This window comes from Segatella oris (assembly GCF_900637655.1).
GTDB classification, from domain to species: domain Bacteria; phylum Bacteroidota; class Bacteroidia; order Bacteroidales; family Bacteroidaceae; genus Prevotella; species Prevotella oris.
The window spans coordinates 2913506-2928014 of sequence record NZ_LR134384.1 but is presented as its reverse complement, the minus strand read 5'-3'; the positions used below and the strand labels follow the sequence as shown (position 1 = coordinate 2928014).

15 protein-coding genes and 2 tRNA genes are annotated in these 14509 nt (G+C 45.3%); 9 read left to right on the top strand and 8 right to left on the bottom strand.

Annotated features, from left to right (window positions below):
• Positions 1-32 precede the first annotated feature (32 nt).
• The 3 genes from pta to folP form a co-directional block, all read right to left on the bottom strand.
• Positions 33-1055 carry a phosphate acetyltransferase gene (pta, locus tag EL210_RS12380; protein ID WP_018920607.1) on the bottom strand — a complete coding sequence of 341 codons (1023 nt, stop codon included), beginning with the start codon at positions 1053-1055 and terminating at the stop codon, positions 33-35.
• Positions 1056-1180: 125 nt separating this feature from the next.
• Positions 1181-1957: a diadenylate cyclase CdaA gene (gene cdaA / locus EL210_RS12375; RefSeq protein WP_004378026.1), complete on the bottom strand. Its 777-nt coding sequence runs from the start codon at positions 1955-1957 to the stop codon at positions 1181-1183.
• 147 nt (positions 1958-2104) lie between these two features.
• The gene (gene folP / locus EL210_RS12370) at positions 2105-2959 is read right to left on the bottom strand and encodes a dihydropteroate synthase (protein WP_018920608.1); all 855 of its coding nucleotides are present in this window, start codon (positions 2957-2959) and stop codon (positions 2105-2107) included.
• Between the two features lie 130 nt (positions 2960-3089).
• Here folP and EL210_RS12365 point away from each other — a divergent pair, with 130 nt between their 5' ends.
• Positions 3090-4406: a UDP-N-acetylmuramoyl-tripeptide--D-alanyl-D-alanine ligase gene (locus tag EL210_RS12365; RefSeq protein WP_018920609.1), complete on the top strand. Its 1317-nt coding sequence runs from the start codon at positions 3090-3092 to the stop codon at positions 4404-4406.
• A gap of 1072 nt (positions 4407-5478) precedes the next feature.
• Here EL210_RS12365 and EL210_RS12355 read toward each other — a convergent pair.
• Positions 5479-5551: transfer RNA gene (locus EL210_RS12355), tRNA-Phe, on the bottom strand.
• 122 nt (positions 5552-5673) lie between these two features.
• Between EL210_RS12355 and EL210_RS12350 the strand changes: the two genes are divergently transcribed.
• Positions 5674-5746: transfer RNA gene (locus tag EL210_RS12350), tRNA-Pro, on the top strand.
• A 166-nt stretch (positions 5747-5912) separates the two neighbouring features.
• Here the strand turns inward: EL210_RS12350 and EL210_RS13655 are convergent.
• Positions 5913-6062 (bottom strand): hypothetical protein, encoded by a 150-nt coding sequence (locus EL210_RS13655; RefSeq protein WP_018920610.1) that lies wholly within the window; start codon positions 6060-6062, stop codon positions 5913-5915.
• 35 nt (positions 6063-6097) lie between these two features.
• Between EL210_RS13655 and EL210_RS12345 the strand changes: the two genes are divergently transcribed.
• From EL210_RS12345 to EL210_RS12335, 3 genes are all read left to right on the top strand, one after another.
• On the top strand, positions 6098-6418 hold the full coding sequence (locus EL210_RS12345) for an iron-sulfur cluster assembly protein (RefSeq protein ID WP_004373839.1): 321 nt from the start codon (positions 6098-6100) through the stop codon (positions 6416-6418).
• On the top strand, positions 6419-7186 hold the full coding sequence (locus EL210_RS12340) for a UDP-2,3-diacylglucosamine diphosphatase (RefSeq protein ID WP_004378022.1): 768 nt from the start codon (positions 6419-6421) through the stop codon (positions 7184-7186).
• 97 nt (positions 7187-7283) lie between these two features.
• On the top strand, positions 7284-8516 hold the full coding sequence (locus tag EL210_RS12335; RefSeq protein ID WP_004378021.1) for an alpha/beta hydrolase: 1233 nt from the start codon (positions 7284-7286) through the stop codon (positions 8514-8516).
• 46 nt (positions 8517-8562) lie between these two features.
• Here EL210_RS12335 and radC read toward each other — a convergent pair whose 3' ends face one another.
• From radC to efp, 3 genes are all read right to left on the bottom strand, one after another.
• Positions 8563-9267: a RadC family protein gene (gene radC / locus EL210_RS12330; protein WP_018920612.1), complete on the bottom strand. Its 705-nt coding sequence runs from the start codon at positions 9265-9267 to the stop codon at positions 8563-8565.
• A gap of 104 nt (positions 9268-9371) precedes the next feature.
• Complete coding sequence (locus EL210_RS12325) at positions 9372-10421, bottom strand: glycosyltransferase (RefSeq protein ID WP_018920613.1); 1050 nt, start codon at positions 10419-10421, stop codon at positions 9372-9374.
• 79 nt (positions 10422-10500) lie between these two features.
• Entirely contained in the window at positions 10501-11067 is a 567-nt protein-coding gene (gene efp, locus EL210_RS12320) for an elongation factor P (protein WP_004373848.1), read from the bottom strand.
• A 252-nt stretch (positions 11068-11319) separates the two neighbouring features.
• Here efp and rpmH point away from each other — a divergent pair, with 252 nt between their 5' ends.
• From rpmH to EL210_RS12300, 4 genes are all read left to right on the top strand, one after another.
• Complete coding sequence (rpmH, locus tag EL210_RS12315; RefSeq protein WP_004378018.1) at positions 11320-11475, top strand: 50S ribosomal protein L34; 156 nt, start codon at positions 11320-11322, stop codon at positions 11473-11475.
• A gap of 132 nt (positions 11476-11607) precedes the next feature.
• Positions 11608-12300, top strand: a complete 693-nt coding sequence (locus EL210_RS12310) for a PASTA domain-containing protein (protein ID WP_004378017.1) — start codon at positions 11608-11610, stop codon at positions 12298-12300.
• Between the two features lie 25 nt (positions 12301-12325).
• On the top strand, positions 12326-13393 hold the full coding sequence (locus tag EL210_RS12305) for an RluA family pseudouridine synthase (protein ID WP_025879621.1): 1068 nt from the start codon (positions 12326-12328) through the stop codon (positions 13391-13393).
• A 19-nt stretch (positions 13394-13412) separates the two neighbouring features.
• Entirely contained in the window at positions 13413-14408 is a 996-nt protein-coding gene (locus EL210_RS12300; protein WP_004373857.1) for a D-alanine--D-alanine ligase, read from the top strand.
• Positions 14409-14509 lie beyond the last annotated feature (101 nt).

Below are 14509 nucleotides of genomic sequence, written 5' to 3'. Positions count from 1 at the left end.
TGTTGAATGATTAATGTTGAAATCCTCACTTCTCATTGCTCATTAGCTTTAGCATCTTGTGCTTGACAGGCGGTGATAGCTACCATATAGTAGATGTCATCGACAGAACAACCGCGACTAAGATCGTTGACAGGACGGGCAATTCCTTGGAGGATAGGGCCTATAGCGATAGCATCTCCGAGACGTTGAACAAGCTTATAACCGATGTTTCCTACTTCGAGGTTGGGCACAACGAGTACGTTTGCATGGCCTGCAATCTTACTGTCGGGTGCTTTCTTTGCCGCAACAGCTGGAACAAGGGCTGCATCGGCCTGGAGTTCTCCGTCAATCTGCAGTTCGGGAGCAAGCTCATGGGCCAATTTCGTGGCTTCAACCACCTTGTCAACTACTTCATGAGAGGCACTGCCTTTGGTCGAAAAACTCAGCATGGCCACGCGTGGTTCCGCAAAACCTGCTACGCTTTTGGCGGTCTCTGCAGTACAAACGGCAATCTGAGCTAACTGTCCTGCATCGGGAACGGGAGTCACTGCAACGTCTCCAATGACTACAACGCCATTCTCACCATATTCTTTTTGTTTCGTAATGAGCAACAGTCCACCACTCACACAGGTAATACCGGGAGCGCATTTGATAATCTGAAGCGCAGGACGGAGCGTGTCTCCGGTAGTACTCAAGGCTCCACTGATCTGTCCATCTGCCCCTTCTGTCTTGATAATCATACAGCCCAAGTAGAGGTTGTTCTTGGTAACTAACTCGCGAGCTTGCTCTATTGTCATGCCTTTCTTCTTACGAAGTTCGGCGAGTTTTTCGGCATATTCCTCACTCTTCGGATTGTTCTGAGGGTCGATAATCGTAGCCTTGTCGATGTTCTTAAGGTTCCACTGTGTGGCCAGTTCCTTGATATGGGTAGGATTACCAATCAAGATGAGGTCAGCAATATCGTCAGACAATACTTTGTCAGCAGCCTTCAGAGTGCGCTCCTCCTCTGCTTCCGGGAGCACGATACGCTGCTTATGCGCCTTCGCACGTACAATAATTTGCTGTAATAAATCCATAGTTTACTGTATTTTCAATAGGTGTTTTGAGTTATTTCAATTCGTTAAATTGTCATTTCTACTTTGCAAAAATAGCAAAAATTATTGAAATAATGCGGGTTAGTAGGCTAAAAAACGCTAAAAGATCAGTCTATTTCGCTCGTAAGTATGCTTTCGAGTTCTTCTGCCGAGAGTCGAAGGTGGAACTGACCCCTAATGGCAACGCTGATACGTCCGGTCTCTTCGCTCACTACAATGGCTACAGCGTCGCTGTCTTGGCTGATACCCATGGCCGCACGATGACGCAAACCAAGTTCCTTGGGGATATCAAGGTTGTGGCTTACTGGCAGGATACAGCCCGCAGCTTTAATGCGTTTGCGGGATATTATCATTGCTCCGTCGTGCAAAGGAGAGTTTTTGAAGAAGATGTTTTCAATGAGACGCTGGTTGATGTTGGCATCAATGGTGTCTCCGGTTTCCACGATATCATCGAGTGGGGCACTGCGTTCGATGACGATCAATGCACCGACTTTTGCCTTCGCCATACTCATACAGGCCAATACAATGGGCATAATCATCTGGCGAGTAGCCTCGCGGTTCTTCTCATCCCGACGCTGGCCGAAGAACCTGCTGAACTGTTTGATGCGCTGATGTGCACCAAGAGAATAGAGAAAACGACGGATTTCTTCCTGAAAAAGCACAATCAAGGCTATGGCTCCCACGCCAACCAACTTGTCAAGAATAGAGCCTAAGAGTCGCATTTCAAGTACCTGGCTCACGAAAAGCCATACAAGAACAAACACCATCACACCGATAAAGATGTTGAGCGAGCGGCTCTCTTTCATTAAACGATAGAGATAATAGAGGATAAGAGCAACCAGAAAGATGTCGATTACATCTTTTATTCCGAAGTCAAAAGGCATCATATGAATGTTGAATGAGAAGTGTTGAATGTGGAATTATATGTAGTGTTTAATGTTGAATGACTGATGTTGAATTGTATCTAATTCATAATTCATAATGTGAATGAGGGGTTTGAATGTGGAATTATATTTTATATGGAGCATCGGTTAAGGCTTTTCAGCAACCGGGCCCGATTGAATGGCCGAGACAATCTGCACGGCTTCCACTGCTTCGCGCACATCATGAACGCGCAGAATGCCTGCACCTTTGAGCAAAGCGGCAGTGTTTAAGACGGTCGTTCCGTTCAAGGCTGTCGACGGATCGCCTCCCACGAGCTTGTAGATCATGGTCTTTCGTGAGATACCTACTAACAAGGGAAGATGCAAAGCGGCTAATTGTTCCATGCCATTGTATATCTCATAGTTCTGTTCAAGCGTCTTTCCGAAGCCGAAACCAGGGTCAAGGATGATGTCTTTTGCACCGCGGTCGCGCAGTTGTTGCACCTCATCAGCAAAGGCAATCATCATGTCGTGAAGATTGGATTTCACTGACATCAGTATGTAAGGCACCTTCAGTTCTCCCACCACATCAAACATATTCTCGGCTTCATGGATAGGCGTGTTGACGATACCAGTAATACCTCCCTCGCTCACATCATTGATGATATCGGCTCCCCAGTCTTCAATACAACGGCGGGCCACGGCAGGTCGGTAGGTGTCGACAGAGACAATGGCATCGGGTTGCACGCTTCTCACCGTTTTCAATGCAGCTTTCAACCGTGTCATTTCCTCTTCTTCACTCACTTCCTGGGCACCGGGACGCGTTGAGAAAGCACCAACATCAATCATCGTTCCGCCCTCACTGATAATCTGATTGGCCCGTTCTGCAATCTCATGTTCGGTTTGTTTGCGGCTGCCTGCATAGAAACTGTCGGGCGTACAGTTGAGGATTCCCATGACTTTCGGGCTGCCGAGGTCTATCAGTCTGCCTCTTACATTGATGGTATAATCTATCGGTTTCATACTCTGCAAAGTTATTATATTTTGCTTGATAATGCAAATTAAATCACGGTCTAACCGCAAAACGTTAACATTATATATTAGGTCATAACAGAAAAAAATGTAACTTTGCAACACAACATTCATCAATTCTATGGATATAAAACAACTTTATGACCTCTACCAGCAGCATCCCTGCATCACTACTGATAGTCGAAACTGTCCCAAAGACAGTATTTTTCTGGCACTGAAAGGTGCTTCGTTTGACGGTAACAAGTTTGCCAAGACTGCGTTAGATAAGGGCTGTGCCTACGCCATTATTGACGAACCTGCATTTGCCGAGGCTGATAACGACCGCTTGATACTTGTAAACGACTGTTTAACAACATTCAAGAAGCTCGCCCGAGAGCATCGCCGTCGGTTCAATATCCCTGTCATTGGCATCACGGGAACCAATGGAAAGACCACCACCAAGGAGCTTGTTTCGGCTGTTCTTGCTGAGCGTTACAATGTGATGCATACTGAGGGAAACTTCAACAACGATGTGGGTGTGCCCAAAACGCTGTTCCGGCTCAATGCAACGCATGAGATAGCAGTGGTCGAAATGGGTGCAAGTCATCCCGGAGATATAGAGAAACTCGTCACCTATGCAGAGCCGACGTGTGGTCTGATAACGAATGTTGGCCGTGCACATCTGCTGGGTTTCGGCAGCTTTGAAGGCGTAAAGCAAACCAAAGGCGAACTTTACGACTATCTGAAAGCCCATGATTGCCTGCTGTTTCTCAACGAAAGCAATGCCGATCTTGTGGATATGGCACGCCAACGTGAGATGAATCGCATCATCACTTACGGTCAGAGTGATGATGCCAACGTGCGGGGTGAGGTCATAGATAGTGCTCCTTTCCTTCATTTCTCATGGACAGACCTCTCTACAACAGAGTCCAAAGCACGCACGTATGAGGTGGAAAGCCACTTGATTGGTGCCTATAACATCGACAATATGCTTGCAGCCATTACCATAGGTCTGCATTTCGGCGTGACACCCGGGCAGATAAACCATGCGCTCGAAAGCTATGTGCCGGCCAATAACCGTAGTCAATTGGAGGTGACGGCCAAGAACAAGTTGATTGTCGACGCCTATAATGCAAACCCATCGAGCATGGCTGCCGCCATTGAAAACTTCAAGTTGATGAATGTGGAGCATAAAATGGCCATTCTTGGAGACATGCGTGAATTAGGTGAAGTGTCTGATTTGGAGCATCAGAAATTAGTGGATAAGCTTCAAGCCGACGGTTTTCAAGAGGTGTGGCTTGTCGGAGAAGAGTTTGGAAAGACCCATACCAACTTCCGAAAGTTCAGGAATGTGGATGAGGTTAAGGCTGAAATCGCTGCCCATTGCCCCAAAAACTGCTATATATTAATAAAAGGTAGTAACGGCATCAAGCTGTTTGAATTGCCCGAACTGCTTTAAGTTAATTCATAATGCACAATTCATAATGCATAATTTTTAATGTTGAATGTGCAGTGTTGAATTGTATTTAATTCATAATGCACAATGGATGAAGTATAATTTTTAATGTTGAATGTGTAGTGTTGAGTTGTGTTTAATTCATAATTCACAATGCATAATGAGTAATTTTTAATGTTGAATGTACAGTGTTGAATTGTGTTTAATTCATAATTCACAATGGATGAAGTGTAATTTTTAATGTTGAATGTGTAGTGTTGAATTGTATTTAATTCATAATTCACAATTCATGATGAATAATTTTTAATGTTGAATGTGCAGTGTTGAATTGTATTTAATTCATAATTCACAATGTATAATTTATAATTACGAAGTAAGTTATAACTAATTTCCTTGCAAGTTCGGGCTCCCCTCCTTGGGAGGGGCTGGGGGAGGTCCCTCAAGTCAGCTCTCCCCTCCCTTGGGGAGGGGCGGGGGTGGGTGTTAGTATTTTCTTTTACAAACCCCTCTTCAGGAAGGGCCTTGCTTGAAAATAAAAAACAAGTGGACGTAAATACACGCTGTATTTTGATAGTTTGTAAAAGATTGGTAATCAGTAATTTGCTTACTTTAAGACGGAAAATGGACAATGAAAAACGCCAAAAGGCATTGTGATTTGCGTCAAATCACACCATGATTAGCTTCAGATTGTCTCGTGTTTTGACTCAAAAAGCACTGTGTTTTGACGCATATTGCAGCGTATGATGAATGAAGTTGCGATTCAGATACCTTGAAATCGAGAAATAACTCCTGTTTTTCTGCTTTGTTTTTTCTATTTGGTAAGATTCCAAGGGGGTAAAATTCGGATAATAATCTTTACAAAAGCAAGAGGAAATAACTGTGGAGTTTAAGGCAGAAGCGGGGCGTGATACAAAGCAATATGGCTTGAAACGTCTTGCCAGTTAAGTTTGGAAATGGAATGGTTATGTGTGGTATGCGAAATCGTTGTAAGGCAACAGCCCCTTAACTACAGGCATATAAAGCAAGAAAGCCGCTCGCCTCCGAAGAGAACAAACGGCTTAATGAAAGGAGGAAGTGGTACCACCAGGAATCGAACCGGGGACACAAGGATTTTCAGTCCTTTGCTCTACCAACTGAGCTATGGCACCTTTACTTCTTGATTTGCGTTTGCAAAGGTAGTCTTTTTTCTGTATACTGGCAAATTTTTCTATCAAAAAATGGAGTAATTACAGAAATTTGTGTACCTTTGCAGATGCAAAACGCAATGTTTCGGGATTTAGCGCAGTTGGTAGCGCACTACGTTCGGGACGTAGGGGTCGGGCGTTCGAGTCGCCTAATCCCGACTCATCATGTTAAGAAGAGAGGCATTTAGTCTCTCTTTTTTTATTTTCTGTGGGTTTACTTTGTGTGCGAAATGTCGCCTAATCCCGACTCATCATGTTAAGAAGAGAGGCTTTTTAGTCTCTCTTTTTTATTTCTTGTAGGTTTACTTTGTGTGCGAAATGTCGCCTAATCCCGACTCATCATTCCAAAAGGAGAGGCAAATAGTTTCTCCTTTTTTATTTGTTGGCGTTTGTTCTGGGCATGAAATACCGCCTTATCTCTCACGTCTTGTCCTTTATTTCTCATTTTTATATAAGTGAAATCCGTTTGTTTCATTTTATTTGTTATCTTTGCAATATAAATATAGGAATATGACACAGGAAGAGAAAACACGGATAGAAGAACGTATTGTCGATGTACTGAAAACGGTTTATGACCCGGAAATCCCCGTGAACATCTGGGATTTGGGCATGATCTACAAGATAGATGTGAAGGAAGACGGCTGCGTTGACCTTGACATGACATTCACTGCACCGAATTGTCCGGCAGCAGATTTCATTTTGGAAGACGTGCGTACGAAGGTTGACAGCGTGGAAGGTGTGGTTTCAACCAATGTGAATTTGGTGTTCGAACCCGCATGGGACCAGAGCATGATGACCGAAGAAGCACGTGTAGAACTTGGATTTGATTAAATGGGTAAAAACGTTTATTTCTTGAGTGACGCCCATTTGGGCTCGTTGGCAATACCTCATGGCCGCACGCAGGAGCGGAGATTGGTGCGCTTTCTCGACAGTATCAAGGAAAAGGCTTCGGCAGTTTATCTGCTCGGAGATATGTTTGATTTCTGGAATGAGTATCGTTATGTGGTGCCGAAAGGCTATTCCCGCTTCTTGGGAAAGCTTAGCGAGCTGACTGATAACGGCGTGGAAGTGCATTTCTTTGCGGGTAATCACGACTTGTGGACGTATGGGTATCTGGAAGAAGAGTGTGGAGTTATCGTGCATAAAGCGCCTGTGACGACCGAAATCTATGGCAAGGTGTTCTTCTTGGCGCATGGAGATGGGTTGGGAGATCCCGACAATAAGTTTAAAATCTTACGTAAACTGTTTCATAACCACACGTGCCAGCGCCTGCTGAACTTCGTTCATCCACGCTGGGGAATGGCTTTAGGACTGAACTGGGCCAAGCATAGTAGGTTGAAGAGAGCAGACGGAAAGGAAGTTCCTTTCATGGGAGAAGACAAGGAATTTCTCGTGAGGTTCGCCCGCGACTACAAGCGCTCTCATCCGAATATTGATTATTTTCTCTTCGGACATCGCCACATAGAACTCGACCTGCCCATTGATAAAAGCACGCGTATGCTGATACTTGGTGACTGGATTTGGCAGTTCACATATGCCGTTTTCGACGGAGAACATCTGTTTTTGGGTGAATATGTGGAGGGTGAATCAAAGTTCTGACGGCTTAAGTTGAACTTTTTGAGCGCTCTGTGTGCATAGAACTTTATCGTGTTGATGGGATAGTTTCAGCAGTATTTACTTGTAATTAAACTTTGATATGATGAAGAAGGCGCTTCTCTTGCTTTGTCTTTTATGCCCGTTTTTCGGTGTTTCAGCTCAGCATGCCATGGATGGTGTGTGGACAGGCAAGTTGAATGTCGGTCCGCAGACATTGACTCTCGTGTTGCATGTGGCGCATGAGACTTCGGAAAATGCGGTGTGTTCGCTCGACAGTCCAGACCAGGGAGCTATGAATATACCTGTAAAGAGCGATTATTGCTCGGCAGATTCTATCAGTGTCAGTCTTGAACAGTTAGGTCTCAGCTATCAAGGCAGGTTGAAAGGTGACGAGATTGTCGGAACGTTTACGCAGGGGTTGGCGTTTCCATTAACGTTGAAGCGTGGCGAAGAAAAGTTGAAGCGTCCGCAAAATCCAGTGGAACCATTTCCTTATAAGACAGAAGAAGTGACGTTTATAAATGCAACTGATAAGGCAACGCTTGTGGGAACACTGTCGTATCCAATAGATTATAAGAAGGGAAAAACACCTGTTGTGTTGATGGTTACAGGCAGCGGACAGGAAAACCGCGATGAGGAAATCTTCGGACATAAGCCATTTCTCGTGATAGCCGATTATTTAGCACGGCATGGTGTGGCCTCTTTGCGCTACGATGACCGTGGTTTTGGCAAGTCAACAGGGGGCGATGTGAAGCATGCAACAACTGCCGATTTTGCGCGGGATGCTGCAAGTGGCATTGAATTTCTACGCACATTAAAATGCTTCAGCAAAGTAGGTGTGCTCGGACATAGTGAAGGTGGCTCGATAGCCTTCATACTTGGTGCGAAAGGAAAGGTTGACTTTGTCATCAGTATGGCTGGAATTGGAGTGCGAGGTGATACTGCACTCACGGCACAGGCCAACAGATTGTTGGAACTCTCGGGACAACCGATGCGATTGTCTACCTTGCAATACCGTGTGAATGCCTATATGAAGAAGTCTCCTTGGCTGAATTTCTTCATGGATTATGACCCGTCCGGCGATATATCAAAAACGCTTTGTCCTGTCATGGCCATAAATGGGGAGCGTGATGTTCAGGTGATTTCATCGCTTAACCTTATTGGGATTAAGGCTCATCTGACTGAAAATCCGAAGAATTTCGTTAAGGAATATCCGGCTCTTAATCATCTTTTCCAGCATTGTACGACGGGAAATGTGTCGGAATATCGCCTGATCGAAGAAACCATTTCTCCCGAGGTGCTGGAAGATATCGTCCGTTTTATCAAACAATAACTCATTAGAAACAATGTGTTCCTTTGTTTTTGAAGTATTGAAAAGTTTACAGTCTTCCACTGTCATGATATGAATAATAGGTGCCATCTGTAATGATGACGTGGTCGAGAAAGTAGATGCGGAGGGCTTCGCAGGCTTTTTTTACGCGCTGTGTGAGTTGGTCATCGGGACCACTGGGTTGTGCATGGTTGCTCGGATGATTATGAGCTAAGGCTAAAACAGTGGCATTACAGAGCAATGCTTCTTTCAGAATGATGCGCACATCGACAGCTGTTTCACTGATTCCTCCATGACTGATGCGCAGTGCTTTAATGAGTTTGTAGTGCTGGTTGAGCAGCATCACCCATGCTTCTTCTACATCTAAGTCCTGCATTCGCGGGTGGAGATATTCGTAAATGGCTTTCGAAGAGTCGATAGACTGGCGTTCTTCTGCCTTTTCCATGGCTCTCCGCTTCCCTAATTCGCAGGCCGCGAGGATGGTTATAGCCTTTGCCGGTCCCACACCTTTATATTGTTCCAACTGCTGGATGCTTAGCTTTCCAAGTGTATTCAGGTTGTTGTTGCAGTCCATCATGATGCGTTTCATTAGGTCAACTGCACTCTCATTCGGTGTCCCGCTACCGATAAGAATGCCTAAAAGCTCTGCGTTGCTCAAGGCAGAAGGCCCAAGTCGCTCTAATTTCTCACGCGGTCGATCTTCTTCTGCCCAATGAACGATACTCTTATAAGTGTTGTTCAATTCTGCTTCCATGGTTATTTCATTTATTATTCTCTGCCAAATTAAATGTAGAATACATTGCTGTAGGCAGAGCTTTGTATGGTAATTCTCCTCCTTGGAGGGGGTAGGAGAGGCGCTTACTTATAGAAGTTGCTTTGATAAGCGCTGAATTCGTCCTTGCCTTTCACGCAGCGTTTCCACCAGGCTTCAATGAAACCGCAGCCATAACCGATGAGTTGAATGAAAGCAGATGTCACACTAAGCAAACCAATCTTGGCACTGTGGTTTTTTGAAGTGGCATCGGCAAAGATGAGAAAACTATAGAGAATGAGAGGCTGAAGGGCAAGAATGGAAAGACCGAGTCCCACGGCTTGCATCATGCCGGACGGCAGAATGAAGAATAACAGAATGCCCAATAGGAATAAGAATGCTAATAAAGCGCAGCCCACGGTAAACACCATAGGGAGTAAGTGCACGAGTTTCAGACTCTCGGGATATTTTTTATAGAGGTTAATACGGGCAATACCACTGTTGTACACCTGTCTCCAGAACTTGCGAAAGTCGGTGCGTCGCTTGTGCCATACCCATGCTTTGGGGAACAATCTGCATGAACATCCTGCCTTGAATATGCGGATACTGAAGTCAATATCTTCGCCGAAACGCATCTTGCTGAAGCCTCCAAGACGTTCATATACGTCACGACGGATGCCCATATTGAACGAACGGGGATAGAATTTGTCGAGTTTCTTCTTGCCACCGCGTATACCTCCCGTCGTGAAGAAATTTGTCATGGAGTAGGATATGGCCTTCTGTGTGTCGGTAAACGACTCATGTGCTCGGTCCGGACCGCCGAAGGCATCGGCCGGTTCGCGTTGCAATTCCTCATCGATGGCAGCTATATAGCCCGCAGGAAGCACCACATCACTGTCGAGAATCAATAGATATTCGCCTTCAGAACGTGCTGCCCCGTAGTTTCTACTCTGTCCCGGGCCACTGTTTTCTTTCATGAAATACTTGATGTCAAGCTGCTTTTCGTATTGCTTGCACACTGTTTCGCATGGCTCTTTTGAACCGTCTTCCACGATAATCACCTCGAAATCAGTGAGTGATTGCACGGTGAGACTCTCTAAAAGTTCGGCCACTTCATCGGGTCGGTTGAATACAGGAACAATGACAGAGTATTTCATAGTAAGGACGATTTAATGGAAATGAAAAAGCCTACCCACGAATATCACGTGGATAGACTTGGGTAAACTTCTTGTTGTTCTATTCTGAAATGCGACCAAGATAGCTGCCGTCACGGGTATCTACCTGGATAGTCTCGCCCTCATTGATAAAGAGAGGTACGCGAATTTCAACGCCACTCTCTAATGTCGCAGGCTTTGTTGCATTGGTTGCCGTGTTGCCTTTGATGCCAGGTTCGCTGTGAACGACCTTCAAGATGGTCTTCACTGGCATCTCTGCAGACAGGATTGTACCGTCTGTAGTGTCGGTAACAACGTCAACGATGTCACCTTCTTTCATGAATTCCACACCTGTTATCTGCTCCTTGTTGATTGGAATCTGCTCGAAAGTTTCCTGGTTCATGAAGATGTATCCAGTAGGATCTTCGTAGAGATACTGGTAAGGACGATGCTCCACGCGAACGTCATCAAGCTTGAAACCCACTTGGAATGTACGCTCAAGTACACGGCCATCGGCAACATTCTTAAGCTTGGTGTTCATTACAGTGTTGCCTTTTCCTGGCTTACGGTGCTGGAAATCGATGCACTTCCAAATGCCACCATCCATTCGGATGCAAGTTCCGATTTTAATTTCCTGTGAATTAATCATTGTTATATCATTGAATGTTTATTGTTATCTCGTTTGAAATGCAAATTCAGAAGTACTGAATTTAACGCTTGCAAAGTTACTATATTTTTATAAAAAAACATCAAATCGTTACTGAAAATTCATTTAATTCTTTGGTAATTCGAAAATTATGAGTAATTTTGCAGCCCAAAGTGGGAGTGTTGTACGTTACAGATTAGGATTCCACACAGGGCATTATCAGCGAATTAATAACAAAAATAAATAAGTAAGAAAATGAAAAGAACATTTCAGCCTCACAACCGTCGTCGTGTAAACAAGCATGGCTTCCGTGAAAGAATGGCAACGAAGAATGGTCGTCGTGTATTGGCTTCACGTCGTGCCCACGGTCGAAAGAAGTTAACTGTCTCTGATGAAAACCACGGAAAATAATCCGTTGTAGAACGTAAAGAAGGCAGCAAAAAGCAGCAAGGAAATCTGTTCCTTGCTGCTTTTTGTGTTTTTTATTTTGTATTTCAAGGGGATTATCTTACCTTTGCAGCATAAGAAAACAACGTAATTAAGATGAAGTCGTCGGATTTCCTGAATAAATTCAAGAGCTGGTATCTATGGAAAAACCTCATTGCCATGGCTGCCGTAGTGGTCTTACTTTGCCTTGGAGTGAAGTTCGGACTTGATCTTTATACGCATCACGGAGAGTCTATTCCCATTCCAAATCTCAGACATAAGCAGCTCGCTGATGCTGAACATATTCTTAACAGCCTTGGTCTTGAACTCCAGGTCGTTGATACCGGCTATGTGAAAAGCCTTCCTGCAGATTGCATTCTTGAGCAATCTCTTGTCCCGGGAGAACGTGTGAAGTCGGGTCATATCATTTATGTGACGATCAATTCTCCGCATTCTCCCACCATGACTATCCCTGATGTCATTGACAACTGCTCGCTTCGTGAGGCCATGGCTAAGCTTACTGCAATGGGCTTTCATCTTGAAACTCCGCAGTATATTCCCGGAGAAAGAGACTGGGTCTATGGCATTTTGGTCAATGGCAGGCATGTTGTTGCGGGCGATAAAGTGTCGGTTGAGGCTGCACTTGTCATACAGGTAGGCAATGGTATGCGCAGTGCCGATGACTCCATTGACTATGTTGATCCTGCGGTAGAAGACACTCCGGAGGATAAAGGAGACGTAGACGAATTTGAAGTGGTGTCGGGGCCCGATGCAAAAGAACCTGCCAAGGGGCATAGCAGCAGTGAATGAGAAAAGTCTATTGAAAGGAATTGATATGGCAGAAGTGCTGAATTACGACATAGAAGACCTCGAAACGGATGAACAACAACTCTTTGAACACTGGAAAGTTGAGGTGGACATGGGGCAAACTCCCGTGCGCATTGACAAGTTTCTGGCCGAGAAGAACCCTTATCAGAGCCGTAACCGCATCCAGCAGGCAGCCGATTCGGGCTTCATCCACGTGAATGATAAGCCCGTAAAGAGCAACTACAAGGTACGCCCGGGAGATGTTATCACGCTGATGCTCGACCGTCCTAAGCACGACACAAGTATCGTTGCAGAAGATATTCCGCTTGATATCGTCTATGAAGACGACGTTCTCATGGTTATCAACAAGCAGGCCGGCATGGTGGTACATCCTGGTGCAGGCAATTTCACGGGCACGCTTATCAATGCTGTGGCATGGCATTTGAAAGATTTGGAAAGCTTTGATGCCAACGATCCGGAGGTCGGGTTGGTTCACCGTATCGATAAAGATACAAGCGGACTCCTTGTCGTTGCCAAGACTGCTGATGCCAAGTCAGCACTTGGAAAACAGTTTTTCAACAAGTCAACCCACCGTAGTTACAATGCCTTGGTATGGGGAAACCTCATTGACGACGAGGGAACGATCGAGGGAAACATAGCCCGTGACCCCAAGAACAGACTGCGCATGAAAGTCTTTTCGCTCGACAGTGGCATCGGAAAGAATGCAGTTACCCACTATCGCGTTATCGAACGCTTTGGCTATACAACGCTCGTGGAGTGCATACTTGAGACAGGTCGCACGCATCAGATACGTGCACATATGAAGCATATCGGTCATCCGCTCTTTGCAGATGCCACATATGGAGGCGAACAGGTATTGCGCGGACAACGCAGCAGCACTTATAAAGCATTCATTCAGAACTGCTTCAAGCTCTGCCCACGCCAGGCCTTGCATGCCAAGACCTTGGGTTTTGTCCACCCCTCAACAGGCCGTCAGATGGATTTCGACTCCGAATGGCCCGATGATTTCAGTCAACTCATTGCAAAATGGCGTGGTTATATCAGCGGAACTACGCAGGACACATTTGCTGAATAATAGGTAATCAATATAAATTATGGAAAATTTAAGGAGAAACATAGCTATCGTTTGCGGTGGCGATTCATCGGAACACGACGTTTCCTTGCGCTCTGCACAGGGACTTTATTCCTTTTTCGACAAGGAGAAATACAATGTCTATATCGTTGATGTGAAAGGAACTGACTGGCATGTCAACTTTAGTGATGGTGCCACGGCAGCCATTGACAAGAACGACTTCTCGTTCAAACATAACGGGAAAACGGTCTTCTTTGATTATGCCTACATCACCATCCACGGACAACCTGGTGAGAATGGCGTCATGCAGGGATATTTCGACCTCATTCATCTGCCTTATTCAACGAGCGGAGTGTTGGTCGAAGCCATGACATTTGATAAGTATGTGCTCAACAACTACCTGCGTGGTTTCGGAGTTCGCGTGGCAGACAGCATCCTGCTTCGCCGTGGAGAAGACTATGATGAGGAGCAGATTGAAAAGCGATTGGGCATGCCTTGCTTCGTAAAACCTTCTGCTGACGGCAGCAGTTTCGGGGTTTCAAAGGTGAAGAATGCCGACCAATTGGCTCCCGCTTTGCGCGTTGCGTTCATGGAAAGCAATGAAGTGATGATAGAAGGCTACCTTGATGGTGTCGAAATCTCACAGGGTATCTATAAGACCCACGATAAGGAAGTGGTGCTTCCTGCAACAGAAGTGGTGACAAAGAATGAGTTCTTCGACTACGATGCCAAGTATAATGGACAGGTTCAAGAGATTACTCCGGCCCGCCTCAGCAAGGAAACAGCGGCTAAAGTGGCTGCCGAGACCAGTCGTATCTACGATATCCTGCATGCCAATGGCATCATCCGCATCGACTATATCATTTCAAAGGATGCTGAAGGAAACGATGTTGTCAACATGCTTGAAATCAACACCACTCCCGGAATGACCGCCACGAGCTTCATTCCCCAGCAGGTTCGCGCTGCAGGTCTTGATATAAAAGATGTGCTGAGCGATATTGTTGAGAACCAATTCTAAGCATATTCACTGCTCAGATGCAGGTTGTCAAGAGAAATGAGGTGGCAAGTTCTACAGCTTGTCACCTCATTTTAATTCACAGAATACGTTATTCTTCATGA

Excerpts from the sequence above, each read along its gene's own strand:
- radC (WP_018920612.1), bottom strand. The coding sequence starts at position 9,267 with ATGGAAGCAGAATTGAACAACACTTATAAGAGTATCGTTCATTGGGCA.
- EL210_RS13655 (WP_018920610.1), bottom strand. The coding sequence starts at position 6,062 with ATGAAACAAACGGATTTCACTTATATAAAAATGAGAAATAAAGGACAA.
- EL210_RS12310 (WP_004378017.1), top strand. The coding sequence starts at position 11,608 with ATGAAGTCGTCGGATTTCCTGAATAAATTCAAGAGCTGGTATCTATGG.
- EL210_RS12300 (WP_004373857.1), top strand. The coding sequence starts at position 13,413 with ATGGAAAATTTAAGGAGAAACATAGCTATCGTTTGCGGTGGCGATTCA.
- EL210_RS12335 (WP_004378021.1), top strand. The coding sequence starts at position 7,284 with ATGATGAAGAAGGCGCTTCTCTTGCTTTGTCTTTTATGCCCGTTTTTC.
- EL210_RS12340 (WP_004378022.1), top strand. The coding sequence starts at position 6,419 with ATGGGTAAAAACGTTTATTTCTTGAGTGACGCCCATTTGGGCTCGTTG.
- pta (WP_018920607.1), bottom strand. The coding sequence starts at position 1,055 with ATGGATTTATTACAGCAAATTATTGTACGTGCGAAGGCGCATAAGCAG.
- efp (WP_004373848.1), bottom strand. The coding sequence starts at position 11,067 with ATGATTAATTCACAGGAAATTAAAATCGGAACTTGCATCCGAATGGAT.
- EL210_RS12365 (WP_018920609.1), top strand. The coding sequence starts at position 3,090 with ATGGATATAAAACAACTTTATGACCTCTACCAGCAGCATCCCTGCATC.
- cdaA (WP_004378026.1), bottom strand. The coding sequence starts at position 1,957 with ATGCCTTTTGACTTCGGAATAAAAGATGTAATCGACATCTTTCTGGTT.
- EL210_RS12345 (WP_004373839.1), top strand. The coding sequence starts at position 6,098 with ATGACACAGGAAGAGAAAACACGGATAGAAGAACGTATTGTCGATGTA.
- folP (WP_018920608.1), bottom strand. The coding sequence starts at position 2,959 with ATGAAACCGATAGATTATACCATCAATGTAAGAGGCAGACTGATAGAC.
- rpmH (WP_004378018.1), top strand. The coding sequence starts at position 11,320 with ATGAAAAGAACATTTCAGCCTCACAACCGTCGTCGTGTAAACAAGCAT.
- EL210_RS12305 (WP_025879621.1), top strand. The coding sequence starts at position 12,326 with ATGGCAGAAGTGCTGAATTACGACATAGAAGACCTCGAAACGGATGAA.
- EL210_RS12325 (WP_018920613.1), bottom strand. The coding sequence starts at position 10,421 with ATGAAATACTCTGTCATTGTTCCTGTATTCAACCGACCCGATGAAGTG.